Origin of the sequence: Polynucleobacter sp. MWH-P3-07-1 (assembly GCF_018687555.1) — a bacterium.
GTDB lineage: Bacteria > Pseudomonadota > Gammaproteobacteria > Burkholderiales > Burkholderiaceae > Polynucleobacter.
The window spans coordinates 1,599,299-1,614,916 of record NZ_CP061296.1; the positions used below are offsets into that span (position 1 = coordinate 1,599,299).

Annotated in this window: 16 protein-coding genes; 6 read left to right on the plus strand and 10 right to left on the minus strand. The window is 46.6% G+C overall.

From position 1 onward, the window contains the following. Positions 1 to 5: 5 nt before the first annotated feature. From ICU98_RS08320 to argS, 3 genes are read right to left on the minus strand one after another with little or no spacing between them, the layout of a single operon-like run. The gene (locus ICU98_RS08320) at positions 6 to 662 is read right to left on the minus strand and encodes a thiol:disulfide interchange protein DsbA/DsbL (protein WP_215352072.1); all 657 of its coding nucleotides are present in this window, start codon (positions 660 to 662) and stop codon (positions 6 to 8) included. Beyond that, positions 659 to 1,249 (minus strand): SPOR domain-containing protein, encoded by a 591-nt coding sequence (locus ICU98_RS08325; RefSeq protein WP_251365340.1) that lies wholly within the window; start codon positions 1,247 to 1,249, stop codon positions 659 to 661. The genes ICU98_RS08320 and ICU98_RS08325 overlap by 4 nt, the downstream gene beginning before the upstream one ends. Positions 1,250 to 1,282: 33 nt before the next feature. Then, complete coding sequence (gene argS, locus ICU98_RS08330) at positions 1,283 to 3,025, minus strand: arginine--tRNA ligase (RefSeq protein WP_215352074.1); 1,743 nt, start codon at positions 3,023 to 3,025, stop codon at positions 1,283 to 1,285. A 35-nt stretch (positions 3,026 to 3,060) separates the two neighbouring features. Between argS and ICU98_RS08335 the strand changes: the two genes are divergently transcribed. Then, entirely contained in the window at positions 3,061 to 3,354 is a 294-nt protein-coding gene (locus tag ICU98_RS08335) for a DUF1840 domain-containing protein (protein ID WP_215336478.1), read from the plus strand. Between the two features lie 11 nt (positions 3,355 to 3,365). On the opposite strand, the gene metH is transcribed toward ICU98_RS08335, so the two are convergent. Together metH and ICU98_RS08345 are read right to left on the minus strand one after the other, a co-directional pair. Then, complete coding sequence (metH, locus tag ICU98_RS08340; RefSeq protein WP_215352076.1) at positions 3,366 to 6,089, minus strand: methionine synthase; 2,724 nt, start codon at positions 6,087 to 6,089, stop codon at positions 3,366 to 3,368. After that, a complete protein-coding gene (locus ICU98_RS08345) occupies positions 6,086 to 7,150 on the minus strand; it encodes a homocysteine S-methyltransferase family protein (RefSeq protein ID WP_215352078.1) in 1,065 nt (354 codons plus the stop codon). Before ICU98_RS08345 ends, metH begins: the two co-directional genes overlap by 4 nt. Before the next feature lie 77 nt (positions 7,151 to 7,227). Here ICU98_RS08345 and ICU98_RS08350 point away from each other — a divergent pair, with 77 nt between their 5' ends. Then, positions 7,228 to 7,671: a PhaM family polyhydroxyalkanoate granule multifunctional regulatory protein gene (locus ICU98_RS08350; protein WP_215352080.1), complete on the plus strand. Its 444-nt coding sequence runs from the start codon at positions 7,228 to 7,230 to the stop codon at positions 7,669 to 7,671. Here the strand turns inward: ICU98_RS08350 and ICU98_RS08355 are convergent. Further along, positions 7,583 to 8,674, minus strand: a complete 1,092-nt coding sequence (locus tag ICU98_RS08355) for an MBL fold metallo-hydrolase (protein WP_215352082.1) — start codon at positions 8,672 to 8,674, stop codon at positions 7,583 to 7,585. The genes ICU98_RS08350 and ICU98_RS08355 overlap by 89 nt on opposite strands. 16 nt (positions 8,675 to 8,690) lie before the next feature. Between ICU98_RS08355 and ICU98_RS08360 the strand changes: the two genes are divergently transcribed. After that, the gene (locus ICU98_RS08360; protein WP_215352084.1) at positions 8,691 to 8,858 is read left to right on the plus strand and encodes a DUF1289 domain-containing protein; all 168 of its coding nucleotides are present in this window, start codon (positions 8,691 to 8,693) and stop codon (positions 8,856 to 8,858) included. Between the two features lie 7 nt (positions 8,859 to 8,865). On the opposite strand, the gene ICU98_RS08365 is transcribed toward ICU98_RS08360, so the two are convergent. Beyond that, a complete protein-coding gene (locus ICU98_RS08365) occupies positions 8,866 to 9,849 on the minus strand; it encodes an MDR family oxidoreductase (protein ID WP_215352086.1) in 984 nt (327 codons plus the stop codon). Positions 9,850 to 9,938: 89 nt separating this feature from the next. Here ICU98_RS08365 and ICU98_RS08370 point away from each other — a divergent pair, with 89 nt between their 5' ends. From ICU98_RS08370 to ICU98_RS08380, 3 genes are read left to right on the plus strand one after another with little or no spacing between them, the layout of a single operon-like run. Then, entirely contained in the window at positions 9,939 to 10,235 is a 297-nt protein-coding gene (locus ICU98_RS08370) for a hypothetical protein (RefSeq protein ID WP_215336485.1), read from the plus strand. Then, a complete protein-coding gene (locus tag ICU98_RS08375) occupies positions 10,232 to 10,726 on the plus strand; it encodes a flavin reductase family protein (RefSeq protein ID WP_215352088.1) in 495 nt (164 codons plus the stop codon). Before ICU98_RS08370 ends, ICU98_RS08375 begins: the two co-directional genes overlap by 4 nt. Before the next feature lie 32 nt (positions 10,727 to 10,758). Then, positions 10,759 to 11,427, plus strand: a complete 669-nt coding sequence (locus ICU98_RS08380; protein WP_215352089.1) for a glutathione S-transferase family protein — start codon at positions 10,759 to 10,761, stop codon at positions 11,425 to 11,427. Positions 11,428 to 11,429: 2 nt separating this feature from the next. Here ICU98_RS08380 and glmS read toward each other — a convergent pair whose 3' ends face one another. From glmS to ttcA, 3 genes are read right to left on the minus strand one after another with little or no spacing between them, the layout of a single operon-like run. After that, entirely contained in the window at positions 11,430 to 13,262 is a 1,833-nt protein-coding gene (gene glmS, locus ICU98_RS08385; protein ID WP_215352090.1) for a glutamine--fructose-6-phosphate transaminase (isomerizing), read from the minus strand. Continuing rightward, complete coding sequence (gene glmU / locus ICU98_RS08390; protein WP_215352091.1) at positions 13,262 to 14,710, minus strand: bifunctional UDP-N-acetylglucosamine diphosphorylase/glucosamine-1-phosphate N-acetyltransferase GlmU; 1,449 nt, start codon at positions 14,708 to 14,710, stop codon at positions 13,262 to 13,264. The genes glmS and glmU overlap by 1 nt, the downstream gene beginning before the upstream one ends. After that, on the minus strand, positions 14,707 to 15,615 hold the full coding sequence (gene ttcA / locus ICU98_RS08395; RefSeq protein WP_215352092.1) for a tRNA 2-thiocytidine(32) synthetase TtcA: 909 nt from the start codon (positions 15,613 to 15,615) through the stop codon (positions 14,707 to 14,709). The genes glmU and ttcA overlap by 4 nt, the downstream gene beginning before the upstream one ends. Between the last annotated feature and the right edge of the window lie 3 nt (positions 15,616 to 15,618).

The following is a 15,618-nucleotide window of genomic DNA, read 5'->3' on the forward strand; positions in this document are numbered from 1 at the left end:
AGAGATTATTTGTAGCGGTCCTTGCGAATCTTGTCTTCCAAGAAAGTCATCACCTCAATTGCCTTCGCTTTAGAGCCTGCTATAGAAGGTGAAGTAACGTAGCGACCTTGCATCACAATGGTTGGCACGCCATCAATGTGATATTGCATCACCAATTGGTTGGCTGCTTTTGCTTTTGAAACAACCGCAAACGAGCGATAGTTCGTTAAAAATGCATTGCGGTCGATGCCCTGCGAGGCTACCCAATCCGCAATTTCGTTTTCAGTTAAGAGGCGTTTATTTTCTTTATGAATTGCATAGAAAACTTTGTCATTCAGAGCATCGGCCTTACCCATGGCCAATAGCGCATAGTAAAGCTGGCTATGCGGTAAAAAATCCTCTCTAAAGGCAACTGGTACTCTTTGGAAAGCAACATCTTTTGGCTGGCTCTTAACCCATGCACTTAAATCAGGTTCAAAGTCATAGCAGTGTGGACATCCGTACCAAAAGAATTCGATAACCTCAACCTTTCCCTTTGCTGTAACTGGCTGCGCATCAGGCAATACTCGATATTCAAATCCTTCTTCAATTTTTCCGCCAGGTATTTTGCCTTGCGCGTTTGCTACCCCAACTAGTAGTAAGCAGGAAATAAAAAGGATTGCTCTTCTATTGAATGTGATCATGATTTATTGGATTTAATCAGGGTGGTTTTGATGCCCATTTTGCTTAGCTTATCGCTGATCGCTTTACTATCATCGGCTGAGTTGAATGGACCAACTCTGACCCGCCACACCGTATTGCCATCAGTTGTGAGCTCGCTGAGCTGCGATTGCACTCCCTGAATCGCTAAGTTTGCTTTTTGAGCATCTGCATCTGCTTGCTTACTAAAAGCGCCCACTTGCAAAAAGAATACAGCGTCTGCTTTGGCCGCTGGGGCCGGATCAGGAGCTTTCTTGCCACTAACTAAATCCCCAATCGGGTCTAAAGCCGGAGCTGTAGTTTTACCCTGCAAGGGCTTATTCAGATCTAGAGGTGCTGGCGGCGTCGAATCCTGGCCATCTGAGCTTGGGGCAGATTTGATATTCAACGGGAGATTTGTGGCGCGCACTCCAGGTCTTTCCTGGGGTGTATTTTTGGACAAGTAAAACGCAATCAAAAGAGCGGCACCAAGACCGACTGCAAGGCCAACCACAAATCCGATGAGGGTCCCGCCATATTCAGAATGGTCTTGAGTTATGAAGCGCGACAATTGATTCGGTTTTTTCATCATATCCTCATCTTACATTTTCACTTCAAGCCTAGCTCACATCTTAGCGGGTGCTGAAACCCCTAGCAATTTCAGGCCATTTTGCAGCACTTGTCGCGTTGCAGAAAGCAAAGCGATACGCGCCAATTTTAAGGCTGGATCATCGACCAAGACCCGGTCAGCATTGTAAAAAGTATGGAAATCTCCTGCTAAGTCTCGCAGATAAAAAGCGAGGACATGAGGTGCTAGCTCGGTTGCTGCCGCTGCCAACATTTCCGGATATTCAGCCAAGCGCCTTAAAAGATGATCAGAGGCCTTGCTATTCAGCAAGGATAAATCTGCAGTCATCAACTCACTCGGCTGACCACCCCACTGTTGGAGGATGGAACAAATCCGTGCGTGGGCATATTGCACATAAAACACAGGGTTCTCATCATTTTGTTGCAGAGCTAAATCAATGTCGAATACGAATTCAGTATCAGCTTTGCGCGAAATTAAGAAGAAACGCACTGCATCACGACCACGCTGCAAAGCAAGGGCACGATCTGCCTCGTTCATCTCATCACTAACACCACCAGACCATTCAACCAGATCTCGGACGGTGACATAAGATCCTGCGCGCTTAGAAATCTTCACTTCCTCGCCATTACGCATCACGGTTACCATCTTATGTAAGACATACTCAGGATAGGTTTTGGGAATAGTCCATCCCCGCTTTTGTGCTACACCCTGAAGACCTGAGCGAACTCGTGCGATCGTACCGTGGTGATCGCTTCCCTGAACATTAATGACCTTCTCAAAGCCACGTTGCCACTTGCTGGTATGGTAGGCAACATCAGGCACAAAGTAAGTAAAACTTCCATCAGACTTGCGCATCACACGATCTTTATCGTCTCCATCCGAAGTCGTATTGAGCCATAAAGCGCCCTCAGACTCATAGGTCTTTCCGACCTGACTTAAGTCTTGCACGATTTGAGCAACACTGCCATCGGTATATAAAGAAGATTCAAGATAGTAACAATCAAATTGCACACCAAACGTTTTAAGATCAATATCTTGTTCATTGCGCAAATAGGCAACTGCAAACTGACGAATCGCCTCCAAGCGATCTTCTGCGGAAGCGCTAGATATATCTGCTGCAGACCCTTTAAATGCCTGTGCAATATCAGCAATATATTCACCGTTATAAGCCTGCTCCGGCCACTCTGAATCGCCAGGCTTTAGTCCATCAAGACGTGCCTTAACTGATAGCGCCAGATTGGCGATTTGTACGCCTGCATCGTTGTAATAAAACTCTCGATGTACACGTATACCTTGGGTAGCTAATAAATTAGCTAGAGCATCACCAAGTGCGGCCTGTCTTCCATGTCCAACATGCAAAGGGCCCGTTGGGTTAGCAGAGACAAACTCGATCATGGCTTTAGGAGAATTTGGGCCAGCCGGGACAACTCCAAAAGCTTCGCCAGCAGTCAAGACCTCATTGATCACCGAAGTCTTAGCTGCATTACTCAAACGGAAGTTAATAAATCCTGGACCAGCAATCTCACAAGCTTGAATTAACTCATCATAGCCAGCCTGTATTTTGAGGCGCTCGACTAGAGCTTGAGCCAATTCCCGAGGATTCATTTGCCATGCTTTAGCAATCTGTAGTGCAATATTGCAAGCAACATCACCATGTTCAACCGCTTTAGGCCGCTCCAGGCGTGGCTCAGCCGGCTGCGCTTGGCCATGCTCTAGGGCCAAACTCTTTAAAGCGGCGCTCAGCATGGCGACTAAACGATTTTTATTGGTTAGCAACATAGAAGAGTGAGTTTATCAGGTGGTAAGCTATCAGAATGATCTATCAATTTCGCTCCAAAGCGGGTCCCGATGTCATTATGCTCAGCGATTTGACTGAGCGGATTTTTACCATTCTGGGGCGGCAACTCGAAGCTCAGGGCATCTTTACCGTTGAGCAGCTCCCCAGCTTAATCACTGCGCTAGAAACTGCTATTTTGAATGACCTAGAGGAGCGCAAAGAAAACGATAAGCCCAAAAAAAGTGATCGCTTGGGGCAGCGCGCATATCCTTTTTTAGAACTCCTTAAACAGTCCAACGCTAAAGAAGAGCCGGTAATGTGGGGTGTTTAGGCTAATTTAGCTTAATCCAGTGAGCTGGATAATTGGCGCCGAACCTCTTCAATAGCCTCACCACGACGCAGCGCTAAATCAGCTAACTGGTCTTCAGAAACCTTACCCACATTAAAGTAACGGGCCTCAGGATGGGCGAGGTAAAAACCGCTCACACTCGACGCTGGATTCATGGCCATCGATTCAGTCAAAGTCATTCCAATGTCTTCTGAACCCAGAACCCGTAATAAATCTTTTTTTACTTCATGTGCAGGGCAAGCAGGGTAACCAGGAGCCGGACGAATGCCTCGATAATCTTCATCGATCATTTGCTCATTGGTCAACATCTCATCGGTAGCGTAACCCCATAAATCGGTTCGTACTCGATGATGCATTAACTCGGCAAAAGCTTCAGCCAATCGATCGGCCAAGGCCTTCAACATAATTGCGCTGTAGTCATCATGCTTTGCCTGAAACTCAGCCACTTTCTTTTCAACACCATGACCAGTGGTGACAGCAAAGCATCCCAGATAATCAGCAACACCAGAATCCTTGGGAGCAACATAATCCGCTAAACAACGATTGGGGCGACGTACTCCATCGACAATTGGACGCTCGGATTGTTGGCGTAAGTTATGCCACACGAATAGAGGATGCTCTTTCGACTCATCGCTATATAAAACAATATCATCGCCAACTGTAGCGGCTGGGTAAAACGCTACTACAGCGTCAGCTTGTAACCACTGCCCCTGAATGAGTTTTTTCAATAATACTTGCGCATCTTCAAAGACTTTGCGAGCCTCAACTCCAACGATCTCGTCATCCAAAATTGCTGGAAATTTACCGGCTAAATCCCAAGTTTGAAAAAATGGTGTCCAGTCAATGTACTTGGCAATCTCACTGAGGGCAAAGTTCTTAAACACTCTACGCCCAATAAATTTGGGCTTTTCTGGCGTGTAATGCGCCCAATCAATTAATTCACGATTCTTGCGGGCTGCTTCTAACGAAATGGTTGGGGCTGCCTTTCGATTGGCGTGCTGTTTACGAATCCGCTCATAGTCATCGCGCAAATCTTGAATGAACTTCTTCGCACTCTCATCCGATAGCAAACTCGATGCCACAGAAACTGAGCGTGACGCATCAGGTACATAGACTACTGGGCCGTCATAGTGAGGAGCAATCTTGACAGCAGTGTGCACGCGCGAGGTAGTAGCGCCACCAATCATGAGCGGAATCTGCTTCTCACGGAAATATGGATCGCGCTGCATTTCTTGCGCGACATAGGTCATCTCTTCTAAAGATGGAGTAATCAAGCCCGATAAGCCTACGATGTCTGCATTCTCATCTTTGGCTTTCTGTAAGATTTGAGCGCAAGGCACCATCACACCCATATTGGCTACTTCAAAGTTATTACATTGCAAAACCACCGTCACAATATTTTTACCAATGTCGTGCACATCGCCCTTGACGGTAGCCATCACAATTTTGCCCTTGGCTTTAGCTTCTCCTCCAGCAGCAACATGCTGACGCTTCTCTTCTTCAATATAGGGGATCAGTAAAGCAACAGCTTGCTTCATGACGCGAGCGCTCTTTACGACTTGGGGCAAAAACATCTTGCCTTCTCCAAATAGATCACCAACTACATTCATGCCATCCATTAATGGACCTTCGATCACCTCGATCGGTCTGCCGCCACCGCCCATGATCTCGGCCCGTAATTCTTCGGTATCTTCTTCAATAAAGCTGGTAATACCGTTAACTAAAGCATGCGTTAAACGGGATCGCACAGGATCATCACGCCAAACCAAGTTCTCGACCTGTTTTGTACCATCGCCTTTAAATTGATCAGCGATGGCCAACAATCTCTCGGTTGGAGTCTGACCATCTTTTTCTTTAAAGCGATTGAGAACAACATCTTCAACTCGCTCTTTGAGCTCGGGGTCGAGATCCTCATAAACACCCAACTGACCCGCATTGACGATACCCATGTCCATGCCGGCTTTAACAGCGTGATATAGAAAAACGGTATGAATCGCTTCACGAACCCGTTCATTGCCTCTAAAGGAGAAGCTCACATTAGAGACGCCACCACTAATCTTGGCGCCGGGTAAGTTTTCCTTAATCCAGCGAGTCGCATTAATGAAATCCACCGCATAGTTATCGTGCTCTTCAATACCAGTAGCAATCGCAAAAATATTGGGATCAAAAATAATGTCTTCTGCCGGAAATCCCACTTCATTGACGAGGATGTCATAGCAGCGCTTACAAATCTCCGTTTTGCGCTCATAGGTGTCTGCTTGACCCTGTTCATCAAAGGCCATGACTACGGTTGCTGCGCCATAGCGACGAATTAATTTTGCCTGCGCCCTAAAAGATGCTTCGCCTTCTTTTAAGGAAATCGAGTTAACAATTGGCTTGCCTTGAATACATTTCAGGCCGGCTTCAATCACACTCCACTTTGAGGAATCGATCATGATCGGTACACGAGCAATATCAGGTTCTGAGGCAATGAGATTGAGGAAGCGTGTCATCGCTGCTTCAGAATCCAACATGGCTTCATCCATATTGATATCAATAATCTGAGCGCCATTCTCAACTTGCTGTCGAGCAACCGTTAAGGCCTCATCAAATTGATTATTCAAAATCATGCGTGCAAAAGCTTTTGAGCCGGTAACGTTGGTACGCTCGCCGATGTTTACAAAGCGTAAGTCTGCTGAAAGATTGAAGGCCTCAAGACCGGAGAGCTTCATCGTCATTCATCCACCTCAACAGTTTCCCGATAAAACGCCCGCGGCTTTCGTTTGGCAACTGCTTGGGCAATTGCCCGAATATGTTCTGGGGTTGTGCCACAGCACCCGCCTACGAGATTGACTAAGCCGTCTTTGGCAAAGCCATCAACCAAACTAGAAGTGATATCCGGTGTTTCATCAAAGCCGGTATCGCTCATCGGATTGGGCAAGCCTGCATTGGGATAGCAAGAGACTGCGGTATTACAGATTTTTGCGAGCTCAGCAATATAAGGGCGCATTAATGCGGCACCTAGAGCGCAATTTAATCCAAAGGTTAAAGGTTGTATATGACGCAGGCTATTCCAGAAAGCTTCAACCGTTTGCCCAGAAAGAATCCGACCCGAGGCATCGGTCACCGTGCCAGAGATCATGACTGGTAAGCACTCGCCGGTTTCTTCAAAAAACTCATCCAAGGCAAACAAAGCCGCTTTTGCATTTAAGGTATCAAAGATGGTTTCGACTAAGAACAAGTCCACACCACCAGCAAATAATCCCTCTATCTGTTCGCGATAAGAAGCACGTAAAGTATCGAAGTTGACATTGCGTGCGCCTGGATCATTCACATCCGGTGAAATGCTGGCTGTCTTTGGTGTAGGTCCGATCGCGCCCGCAACAAAACGGGGCTTATCTGCGGTGCTGTATTTGTCACAAGCTACGCGCGCTAACCTGGCTGAGACTTCATTCATCTCACGAGCCAATTCTGGCATTTTGTAATCCTCTTGGGCTACCGAGGTGGCGCCAAAAGTATTGGTCTCGATAATATCTGCACCAGCCTCCAAGTACTCCTCATGAATCTTCTGAATAATCTGGGGTTGGGTTAAAACCAATAACTCGTTATTTCCTTTAAGGTCACCCGGGTGATTCTCAAAACGGGTATTACTCGGCAAACCCCGATAATCTTGTTCTGTAAGCTTGTACTGCTGGATCATGGTGCCCATTGCCCCATCCAGAATCAGAATGCGCTGTTTCAACAGCTCAGGCAGCGTCTGGCCACGCGTATAAGATGGAAAATGGGCTTTAGATTGCATTGTTACCAAACGAAGATTAATCTCTAGAATCCCTTATTCTATCGGCTTTAGTCACTTTTATCTGAATCGGAGCATATATGTTCGGAACTATCCCTGAATTTAATCAAAGCCTTGAAATGTTTAAAACCATGTGGGGTCAAAATGCCGCTGGTCAGATGCCAGGTCAATTTCCCTTTACCGCTGATTCCAGCAAGGCTGGCAATGGTTTTGCTGCAGCATTTCCAGGCCTCGATGTTGATGAGCTAGAAAAGCGCATTAAAGACCTCAAGAGCGTCGAAAACTGGCTTAATCTCAATCTCAATATCCTGAAATCAACTATTCAGGGTCTTGAAGTACAACATGCCACCATGATGGCTTTAAAGTCTTTTGGTGATGCTGTTTCAGCCTCAGCGAACGACCTCAAGCAAAAGAGCACTGCACCTAAGGCTGCGGCTAAACCACGGAAAACCGCAAAACCCCGTCGTCGCAAAGCTGGCGACGCAACTTTCCTCGACGCAGTAGGTAATTCAGATGAGCAATAGATTCACCCATGGCAAAAGTCATTTGGTGAATATCGAGCTCGCGTCTAAATAAGACGGACACGATCTCTCTCGCATGAGCAGGCTTTTGACAAGCCTCCATCGTTTCTGCCAAGCGTTCATCATGATGTTTCTTGAGCTGAGCTACTCTTACTTTGATTCCTGTAAAAGGTTTGCCATGGGAGGGCAGCACCAAAGTGTCATCAGGCAAAGGTAGAAATCGCTCCAAAGAATCTAAATACAAACCCAATGGATCGGCATCGGGGTCTGCATCGTAGACACTCACATTAGTGGAGATGCGGGGTAATAACATGTCCCCCGATATTAAAACGCCTAAGTCTTTACAAAAAAGAGATGCATGTTCGGGCGCATGTCCAAACCCCATAATGACTTGCCAATCATGTCCCCCAATGATAATTTGCTCGCCATCAATAATGCGACGATATTGTCTTGGTACACCAGGAACCATCTTGCTGTAGTAACTTGAGCGTCCCCGAATTCTTTCTAGATCTTCAGGAGTGGTCAAACCATGTTTCTGAAAATGATCAGCTGAGCCTCCGCTGCCCGCCCTGTTACCAACTGCAGCCCCGCCCTCTTTGTGACTTAACCACTGCGCTGTCAAATAATCCGTCATTGAAATCCACAGGGGTATATTCCAGCGTTCGCATAGCCACTGTGATAAACCGATGTGATCGGGATGCATGTGGGTAACGATCACACGCAAAATTGGCAAGCCTTTTAATTGGGTGGCAAAGATCTGCTCCCATGTTGCTTGAGTCTCTTCATTGGCAATGCCACAATCCACAATTGTCCAACCAGCAATGCCATCAATTTGGTCTTGCAAAAGCCACAAGTTAATATGGTCTAAAACAAATGGCAGTCGCATTCTGAGCCAATACACTCCTGTTGCCACCTCAATACATTCACCCATCTGGGGTAATTGATCCGCTAAGGGATAATGAATGGCGCGTTCTTGATCTGCCTTGCTTTGACTTTGTGTATTCATATTGATTGGTCTTGCTTTGACAACCGTTCCATCACCTTGTAATAACCATTGCAAAATTGACCCTCACAATGGATATTGCCGTGGTTGTTATCGATCGCTTCCAGAAATCACAAGCTGGTCCGTAATGACTGATGAGGAAAAACTTGCGGTCTACGCTCACATCTCTGAACGTAGACCCAAATAAAATTAGCTTACTTATTTACATCCACAATTAAGCGTCCACGCACATTTCCAGCCATCAACTTTTGTGCATACTCAATAGAGTCTGCCAGGCTGATTTCGTGAGAAATCTCATCTAGTGTTTTTAGATCTAGCAACTTGCTGAGTTGCTCGTAAGCAGCAATCCGTTTTCCACGTGGCACAGTAACGCTATTAATGCCATACAAAGTGACGCCACGCAAAATAAATGGCGCAACGGTTGAAGGAAAGTCCATGCCTTGTGCAAGACCGCAAGCGGCTACCGCGCCATCACTCTTAGTCTGAGCGCAAGCATTTGCAAGAGTATGACTGCCCACACTATCAACCACGGCAGCCCAACGCTCTTTAGCCAGTGGCTTGCCTGGGGCAGATAAGCTTGCGCGGTCAATCACTTCAGTGGCGCCCAGCTTTTTCAAGTAATCTGCCTCTGCCATCCGCCCAGTACTTGCAACTACCTTGAAACCCAACTTACTGAGTAAGGCGATCGCAATGCTCCCAACACCGCCAGCCGCACCTGTCACCAAGACCTCGCCATCACTAGGTTTGGTTCCATGCTTTTCCAGCGCCATGATGCATAACATGGCCGTATACCCAGCAGTTCCGATAGCAAGCGCTTGCTTGGCAGTTAAGCCCTTGGGTAAGGGAATCAACCAATCTGACTTCACTCGAGCCTGTTGCGACAAACCACCCCAATGACCCTCGCCTACACCCCAGCCATTCAGAAGCACCATATCGCCCACCTTAAAGTCGGGGCTACTGCTCTCCAAGACCTCGCCGGCAAAATCAATCCCGGGCACCATCGGAAAACTTCGCACTACTGGGCCTTTGCCAGTAATCGCTAAGCCATCTTTGTAATTTAGGGTGGAATACAGCACTTTTACCCTGACATCCCCCTCAGGCAGGCTAGATTCATCGACTTGAGCCAACTCAGCCCGATACCCCTGATCATCCTTATTTACTAAAATGGCCTTAAACATATCCTATCCTTATATAAAATCCCGTTTTACGATAAACAAACTGCTTAAAAGGTTTATCCTAGCAAGCATTATTGACGATGGACGTTCCCATGAAAAAAATTCTACTCTTAAGTATTGTTTCAAGCTTCATTCTCACTGGATGCTACCCAACTTCAGTAGACATGTCCCTGGGTAATATGCGTCTGATTACCTCTAGCGCAGATCCTCAAGATACCGAGAACTTTGCCATGAAGACTTGTAAGAACGATTTTTATGAAGGAGCTAGCTTCTTATCTAAGGCTGGCAAAGAATATCGCTTTAAGTGCGTTAAGGCTGAAGAGAATGAAGTCTTGATTCCGATTCCTGGTACCACCATCAACCCAGAAAACACAGCCGGAGCGAAGTGAGTCCCTTTACCTCACAAGAACTTCGCAAGGGCTTTTCTTCTTTTGCAACTGGGGTGACTGTTATCACCTGCTTGGATGACAGTCAACAGGCTCATGGCATCACCATCAGCTCCTTTAATACGGTCTCTCTTGAGCCGCCACTGATCCTGTGGAGCTTAAAAAAGCATTCTCGTTTAATGCCCTTCTTTGAAGTTGGCCATCCACAGTTGATTCACGTTCTTGCAAGAGGCCAAGAAGATCTTGCGATGCATTTTGCTACTGTCAAAGAAAACCAGTTTGATGGCGTCGCTCACCGCATCACTGCAAACGGGCTTACGCAGCTTAATGATTGTGTTGCTTATTATGAGTGCGAGACCATCTCTGTTTATGCGGGCGGTGATCACAATATTATTGTTGCTAAAGTACTTCAGCTCCAAAATCATCCGGAGTGTGAGCCCCTCATTTTTGCCAAGAGCAAATTTGTTGGTCTCGATTTTGTCCAAGACATTTAGTTAGTCAATCTTTTTGCACTGAAAGAAGCTCAATGCTGCGCTTATGGGGTAGACAAAGCTCAATTAATGTTCAAAAGGTCCTATGGTGCCTTGCAGAGCTGGAGCTCAAAGAGGGCGCTGACTTCGAACGTATTGATGCTGGGCTAGAGTTTGGAATAAACCGTAGCTCTGAATACTTAAGCATGAATCCCAATGGTTTAGTGCCTACTTTAGAAGATGGCGAGCTTGTGCTGTGGGAATCTAATACCATCATGCGTTACTTGGTCAGAGCTTACGATGTCAAACAAAGATTCTCGACTGATATTGCTACACAATCTCAGTCCAGTAAATGGTTAGATTGGCAACTCAGTACGATGTGGCCACCCTTGCGAGGCACATTTCTGGGTTTGACTCGCACCCCTGAGGCCGAGCGTAATTACGCAGCAATCAAAAAAGGCTACCAAGACACCAATGTGCATCTAGCCATGTTGGATAACATTCTAAGCAAACAAAGCTTCTGCTCTGGAGACCAGTTTCATATTGGAGACATTCCCCTTGGACTTTGTGTCAATCGGTGGATTCTGCTTCACCAGGCCTTCCCAGAAAAAACTGGGCCTAAAGCCGACCTAATTCATATTGATCAATGGCTAAAGCGCCTAGAGGATCGAACGCACTACTCTGAGATTGCCGAAAAAGAATTAAATATGGTTAAGCTTGATTAGCTTTATTCAACCGTAACGCTCTTTGCAAGATTGCGAGGTTTGTCGACATCCGTTCCGCGTGCACAGGCAGTGTGATATGCGAGTAACTGCAAAGGTACAACGTGCAAGATGGGGGATAAATTGCCGTAGTGCTCAGGCAAACGTATCACATGAATTTCGTCAGTGTTCACAATATCAGTATCGTGATCAGCAAATACATAGAGCATTCCGCCACGCGCCTTCACCTCTTGCATGTTCGACTTGAGCTTCTCGAGTAATTCATCCTTTGGCGCGATGGTGACGACGGGCATCTTGTCCGTAACTAGTGCCAAGGGGCCATGTTTAAGCTCTCCAGCAGGATAAGCTTCAGCATGAATATAAGAAATTTCTTTGAGCTTGAGCGCACCTTCTAAAGCAATTGGGTAATGCATGCCTCTGCCCAAAAACAGCGCATTCTCACATTTAGCAAAGGCCTCACTCCAAGCAATGATTTGGGGCTCGAGGGCTAAAACGGAATGTAGCGCTTTAGGCAAATGCCGCAACTCTCTTAAGAGTTTCTTTTCTTGATCAGGATTTAATTTACCAGCGCGCTTTGCAATCGATAGGGTCAGTAGGTAAAGCGCGAGTAATTGGGTTGTAAATGCTTTGGTAGAGGCAACACCAATCTCGGTTCCAGCCTTGGTCAAAAAATGCCAATCGGTCTCGCGAACCATTGCACTTGAAGCCACATTACAAATCGCCAGGGTAAAGCGATGGCCCAAGCTCTTGGCATGGCGCAAGGCTGCTAAGGTATCTGCCGTTTCACCTGACTGAGAAACTACAATGACTAGAGTGTTAGGAAAAGACACGGTTTTGCGATAGCGATATTCACTCGCAATTTCTACTTGAGTAGGAATGCCTGCAATCTCTTCTAACCAATACTTCGCAACGCAAGCCGAGTAATAACTTGTACCGCAGGCCAAAATCAAAATCTGATCAAAAGTATTCCAATCTGCTGGCTTCGCTCCAAATAATTCAGGTCCAAATTGAGTAATGTTGGCAAGGGTATCGCCGATTGCACGAGGTTGCTCAAAAATCTCTTTTTGCATGTAATGCTGATATGGGCCCAGATCGACCGCTTCTGATTGAGTGGGCATGGGCTTAGAGGGCCTCTTCACTTCTTGTCCAGCCTGGTCCAGAATCTGGATAGTGCTCGCTTTAATGACTGCTACATCACCCTCTTCTAGATACACCATAGAATGGGCGCGTCCAGCTAATGCAAGAGCATCTGAGGCCAGGAAGTTTTCGCCCTCACCCAATGCGATGACTAAGGGCGACCCTACACGAGCCCCGATCAGAAGCTCTGGCTGATCTTGCGCAATGACGCCGACGGCATATGCGCCATGCAATCTCGGTAGTACTGATCTCACAGCGAATCCAAGATCTTTTTGCCCTTGAGCTACATAAGCTTGATGAATTAAATGGGCAATAACCTCAGTATCTGTTTCTGAGGTAAATACGTAGCCTGCGGACTGAAGCTCTGACCTAAGAGCTTCATAATTCTCAATGATGCCGTTATGGACGACTGCAATCAGTCCATTTGAAATATGGGGATGAGCGTTCTGTGTATCAGGCTTGCCATGGGTTGCCCAGCGCGTATGCGCAATGCCTAAGGTGCCAATAAATTGCTTACCTTGCTCAGCCAATTCAGCAACACGCGCAGTGGTTCTAGCACGCTCAATAGGATGCTTAGTATCGGCACTATTGATGACAGCAAAGCCGCAAGAGTCATAACCGCGGTACTCTAAGCGACGCAAGCCCTCAATCAATACTTCGACAATATTTTTACTAGAGACAGCGCCGACGATTCCGCACATTACTTGCGACCCTTCAGTACCTTCTTCACTGCTTGCTTAGAAGCAGCTTTAACGGTGACTTTTTTTGTAGGTCGCTTCCACTCTAAAGAGATTTGCTTCACTCTCGAAATCGTCAATTGATTAGCAGGTGCATCTTTGGTCAAAGTAGTGCCGGCACCCAAGGTCGCTCCGCGCTTCACCCGAATTGGTGCCACCAACTGAGTGTCAGAGCCAATGAAGACATCATCTTCAATAATCGTTTGGTGTTTATTGACGCCATCGTAATTACAAGTAATGGTGCCCGCTCCAATATTGACACGGGCTCCAACAATTGAATCGCCAACATAAGATAAGTGATTGGCCTTGCTATTGCTTCCAATCTTGCTATTTTTCACTTCGACGAAGTTCCCGATATGTACTTCATTGGCGAGCTCGGCACCAGGACGTAAGCGAGCGTAAGGGCCAATCACCGCATTTGCCCCCACCTTTGCGCCATCTAAGTGGCTGAAGGGGTGAATGGAAACGTCTTTACCAATGTCGCAATCGCGAACGATGCAATAAGGTCCGATCTTCACTCCCGAGGCTAGGCGAACGCTTCCCTCAAAAACACAACCTACATCAATGAAAACATCGCTTCCGCAATCGAGCTTGCCACGAATATCAATCCGAGCAGGGTCAGCCAAAGATACACCGCCCTCCATTAAGTCTTTTGCCAATTGCAGTTGATATACCCGCTCTAGGCTAGCCAATTGCTCACGGCTATTCACCCCAATGATTTCAAACTCATGATCAGCTTGCGCTGTCCGAATGGGAACGCCATCCTTCACTGCCATGGCGATAACGTCAGTTAAATAGTATTCCCCTTGAGCATTATTAGCACTTAATGACTTCAGCCATTTTTTGAGGGGAGTCGTTGGCAACACCATGATGCCGGTATTAATTTCAGTAATCTGCTTTTGTGCAAACGTCGCATCTTTCTCTTCAATAATGGCACATACTGCACCATTGGAATCTCGGATGATGCGGCCGTAGCCTGTTGGTACATCAACATTTTGTGTCAATAAAGCTAGGGCAGATTCCTGACCGCGAGCGCCATCTGCTAATTTAGCGAGGATGCTGAGCGTTCTCTTACTAGTCAGCGGAACATCTCCATAGAGAACTAAAGTAGGCTCTTGGGAATCCAGCTTACTCAAGGTCTGCAAAAGAGCGTGGCCAGTCCCTTTTTGTTCTGCCTGCAAAACAGTGCTGACTTTATTAAATACAGGATGCTCAGCTAAAAAACTCTTGACGTCTGCAGCGCCGTGACCAACCACAACAATCGGGCCTTGTTTAACCTGCTTGCCCAGCAAAGATAAAGCGGTATCCAGCACATATTGCAAGAGGGGCTTGCCAGCGAGATTTTGCAAAACTTTGGGCAATGCGGATTTCATCCGCTTACCCTGTCCTGCAGCCAAAATGACGATGTTCATATCAAGGGATTATAAGTCCCTGGAATCAGGGTTCCACAAGCCAATTCATCCAATTCAGCCTCATCGATCGCCTTGTCTCCAGCCGATCTAGCGGCAATTCCAGACAGAACTGAAGAAATATCCAGGTTTTTGAAATCAAAGGCCTCTGCGTCCATTAAGTGCGAAGGGACGATGTGATGCATTGCTCGAAATATATTCTCTACGCGGCCCGGATATTGCTTTTCCCATTCGCGCAACATTTGTTTCATGGCCTGCCGCTGTAAATTTGGCTGGCTACCACACAAGTCACATGGAATGATTGGGAAGTTCATATCAGCCGCATACCGCTCTAATAATTTCTCTGGCACATACGCTAAAGGACGAATCACAATATGCTTGCCATCATCCGAACGGAGTTTAGGTGGCATACCCTTAAGTTTGCCCGCATGAAATAAATTGAGTAATAAGGTTTGCAAAATGTCATCACGATGATGGCCAAGTGCAATTTTTGTGGCGCCCAACTCATCCGCTACGCGGTACAAAATGCCACGACGCAAGCGTGAACATAATCCACAAGTTGTTTTGCCTTCTGGAATCACCCGCTTCACAATGCTATAGGTGTCTTGCTCTTCAATATGAAAAGGCACGCCCAATACAGACAAGTAATTTGGCAAAGTCTCCGCGGGAAAGTTAGGTTGTTTCTGATCTAAGTTAACAGCGACAATCTCAAACTGAATCGGGGCTCGCTCACGCAACTTGAGCAATATATCAAGCATGGCAAAACTATCTTTTCCACCCGATACACAAACCATGACTTTGTCACCATCTTCAATCATGCCAAAGTCGCCAATGGCTTGACCGGCCAAACGGCAAAGCTTTTTCTCTAGCTTATTTTCTTCAAAGGCGACTTTACGAATATCGTTCATAAC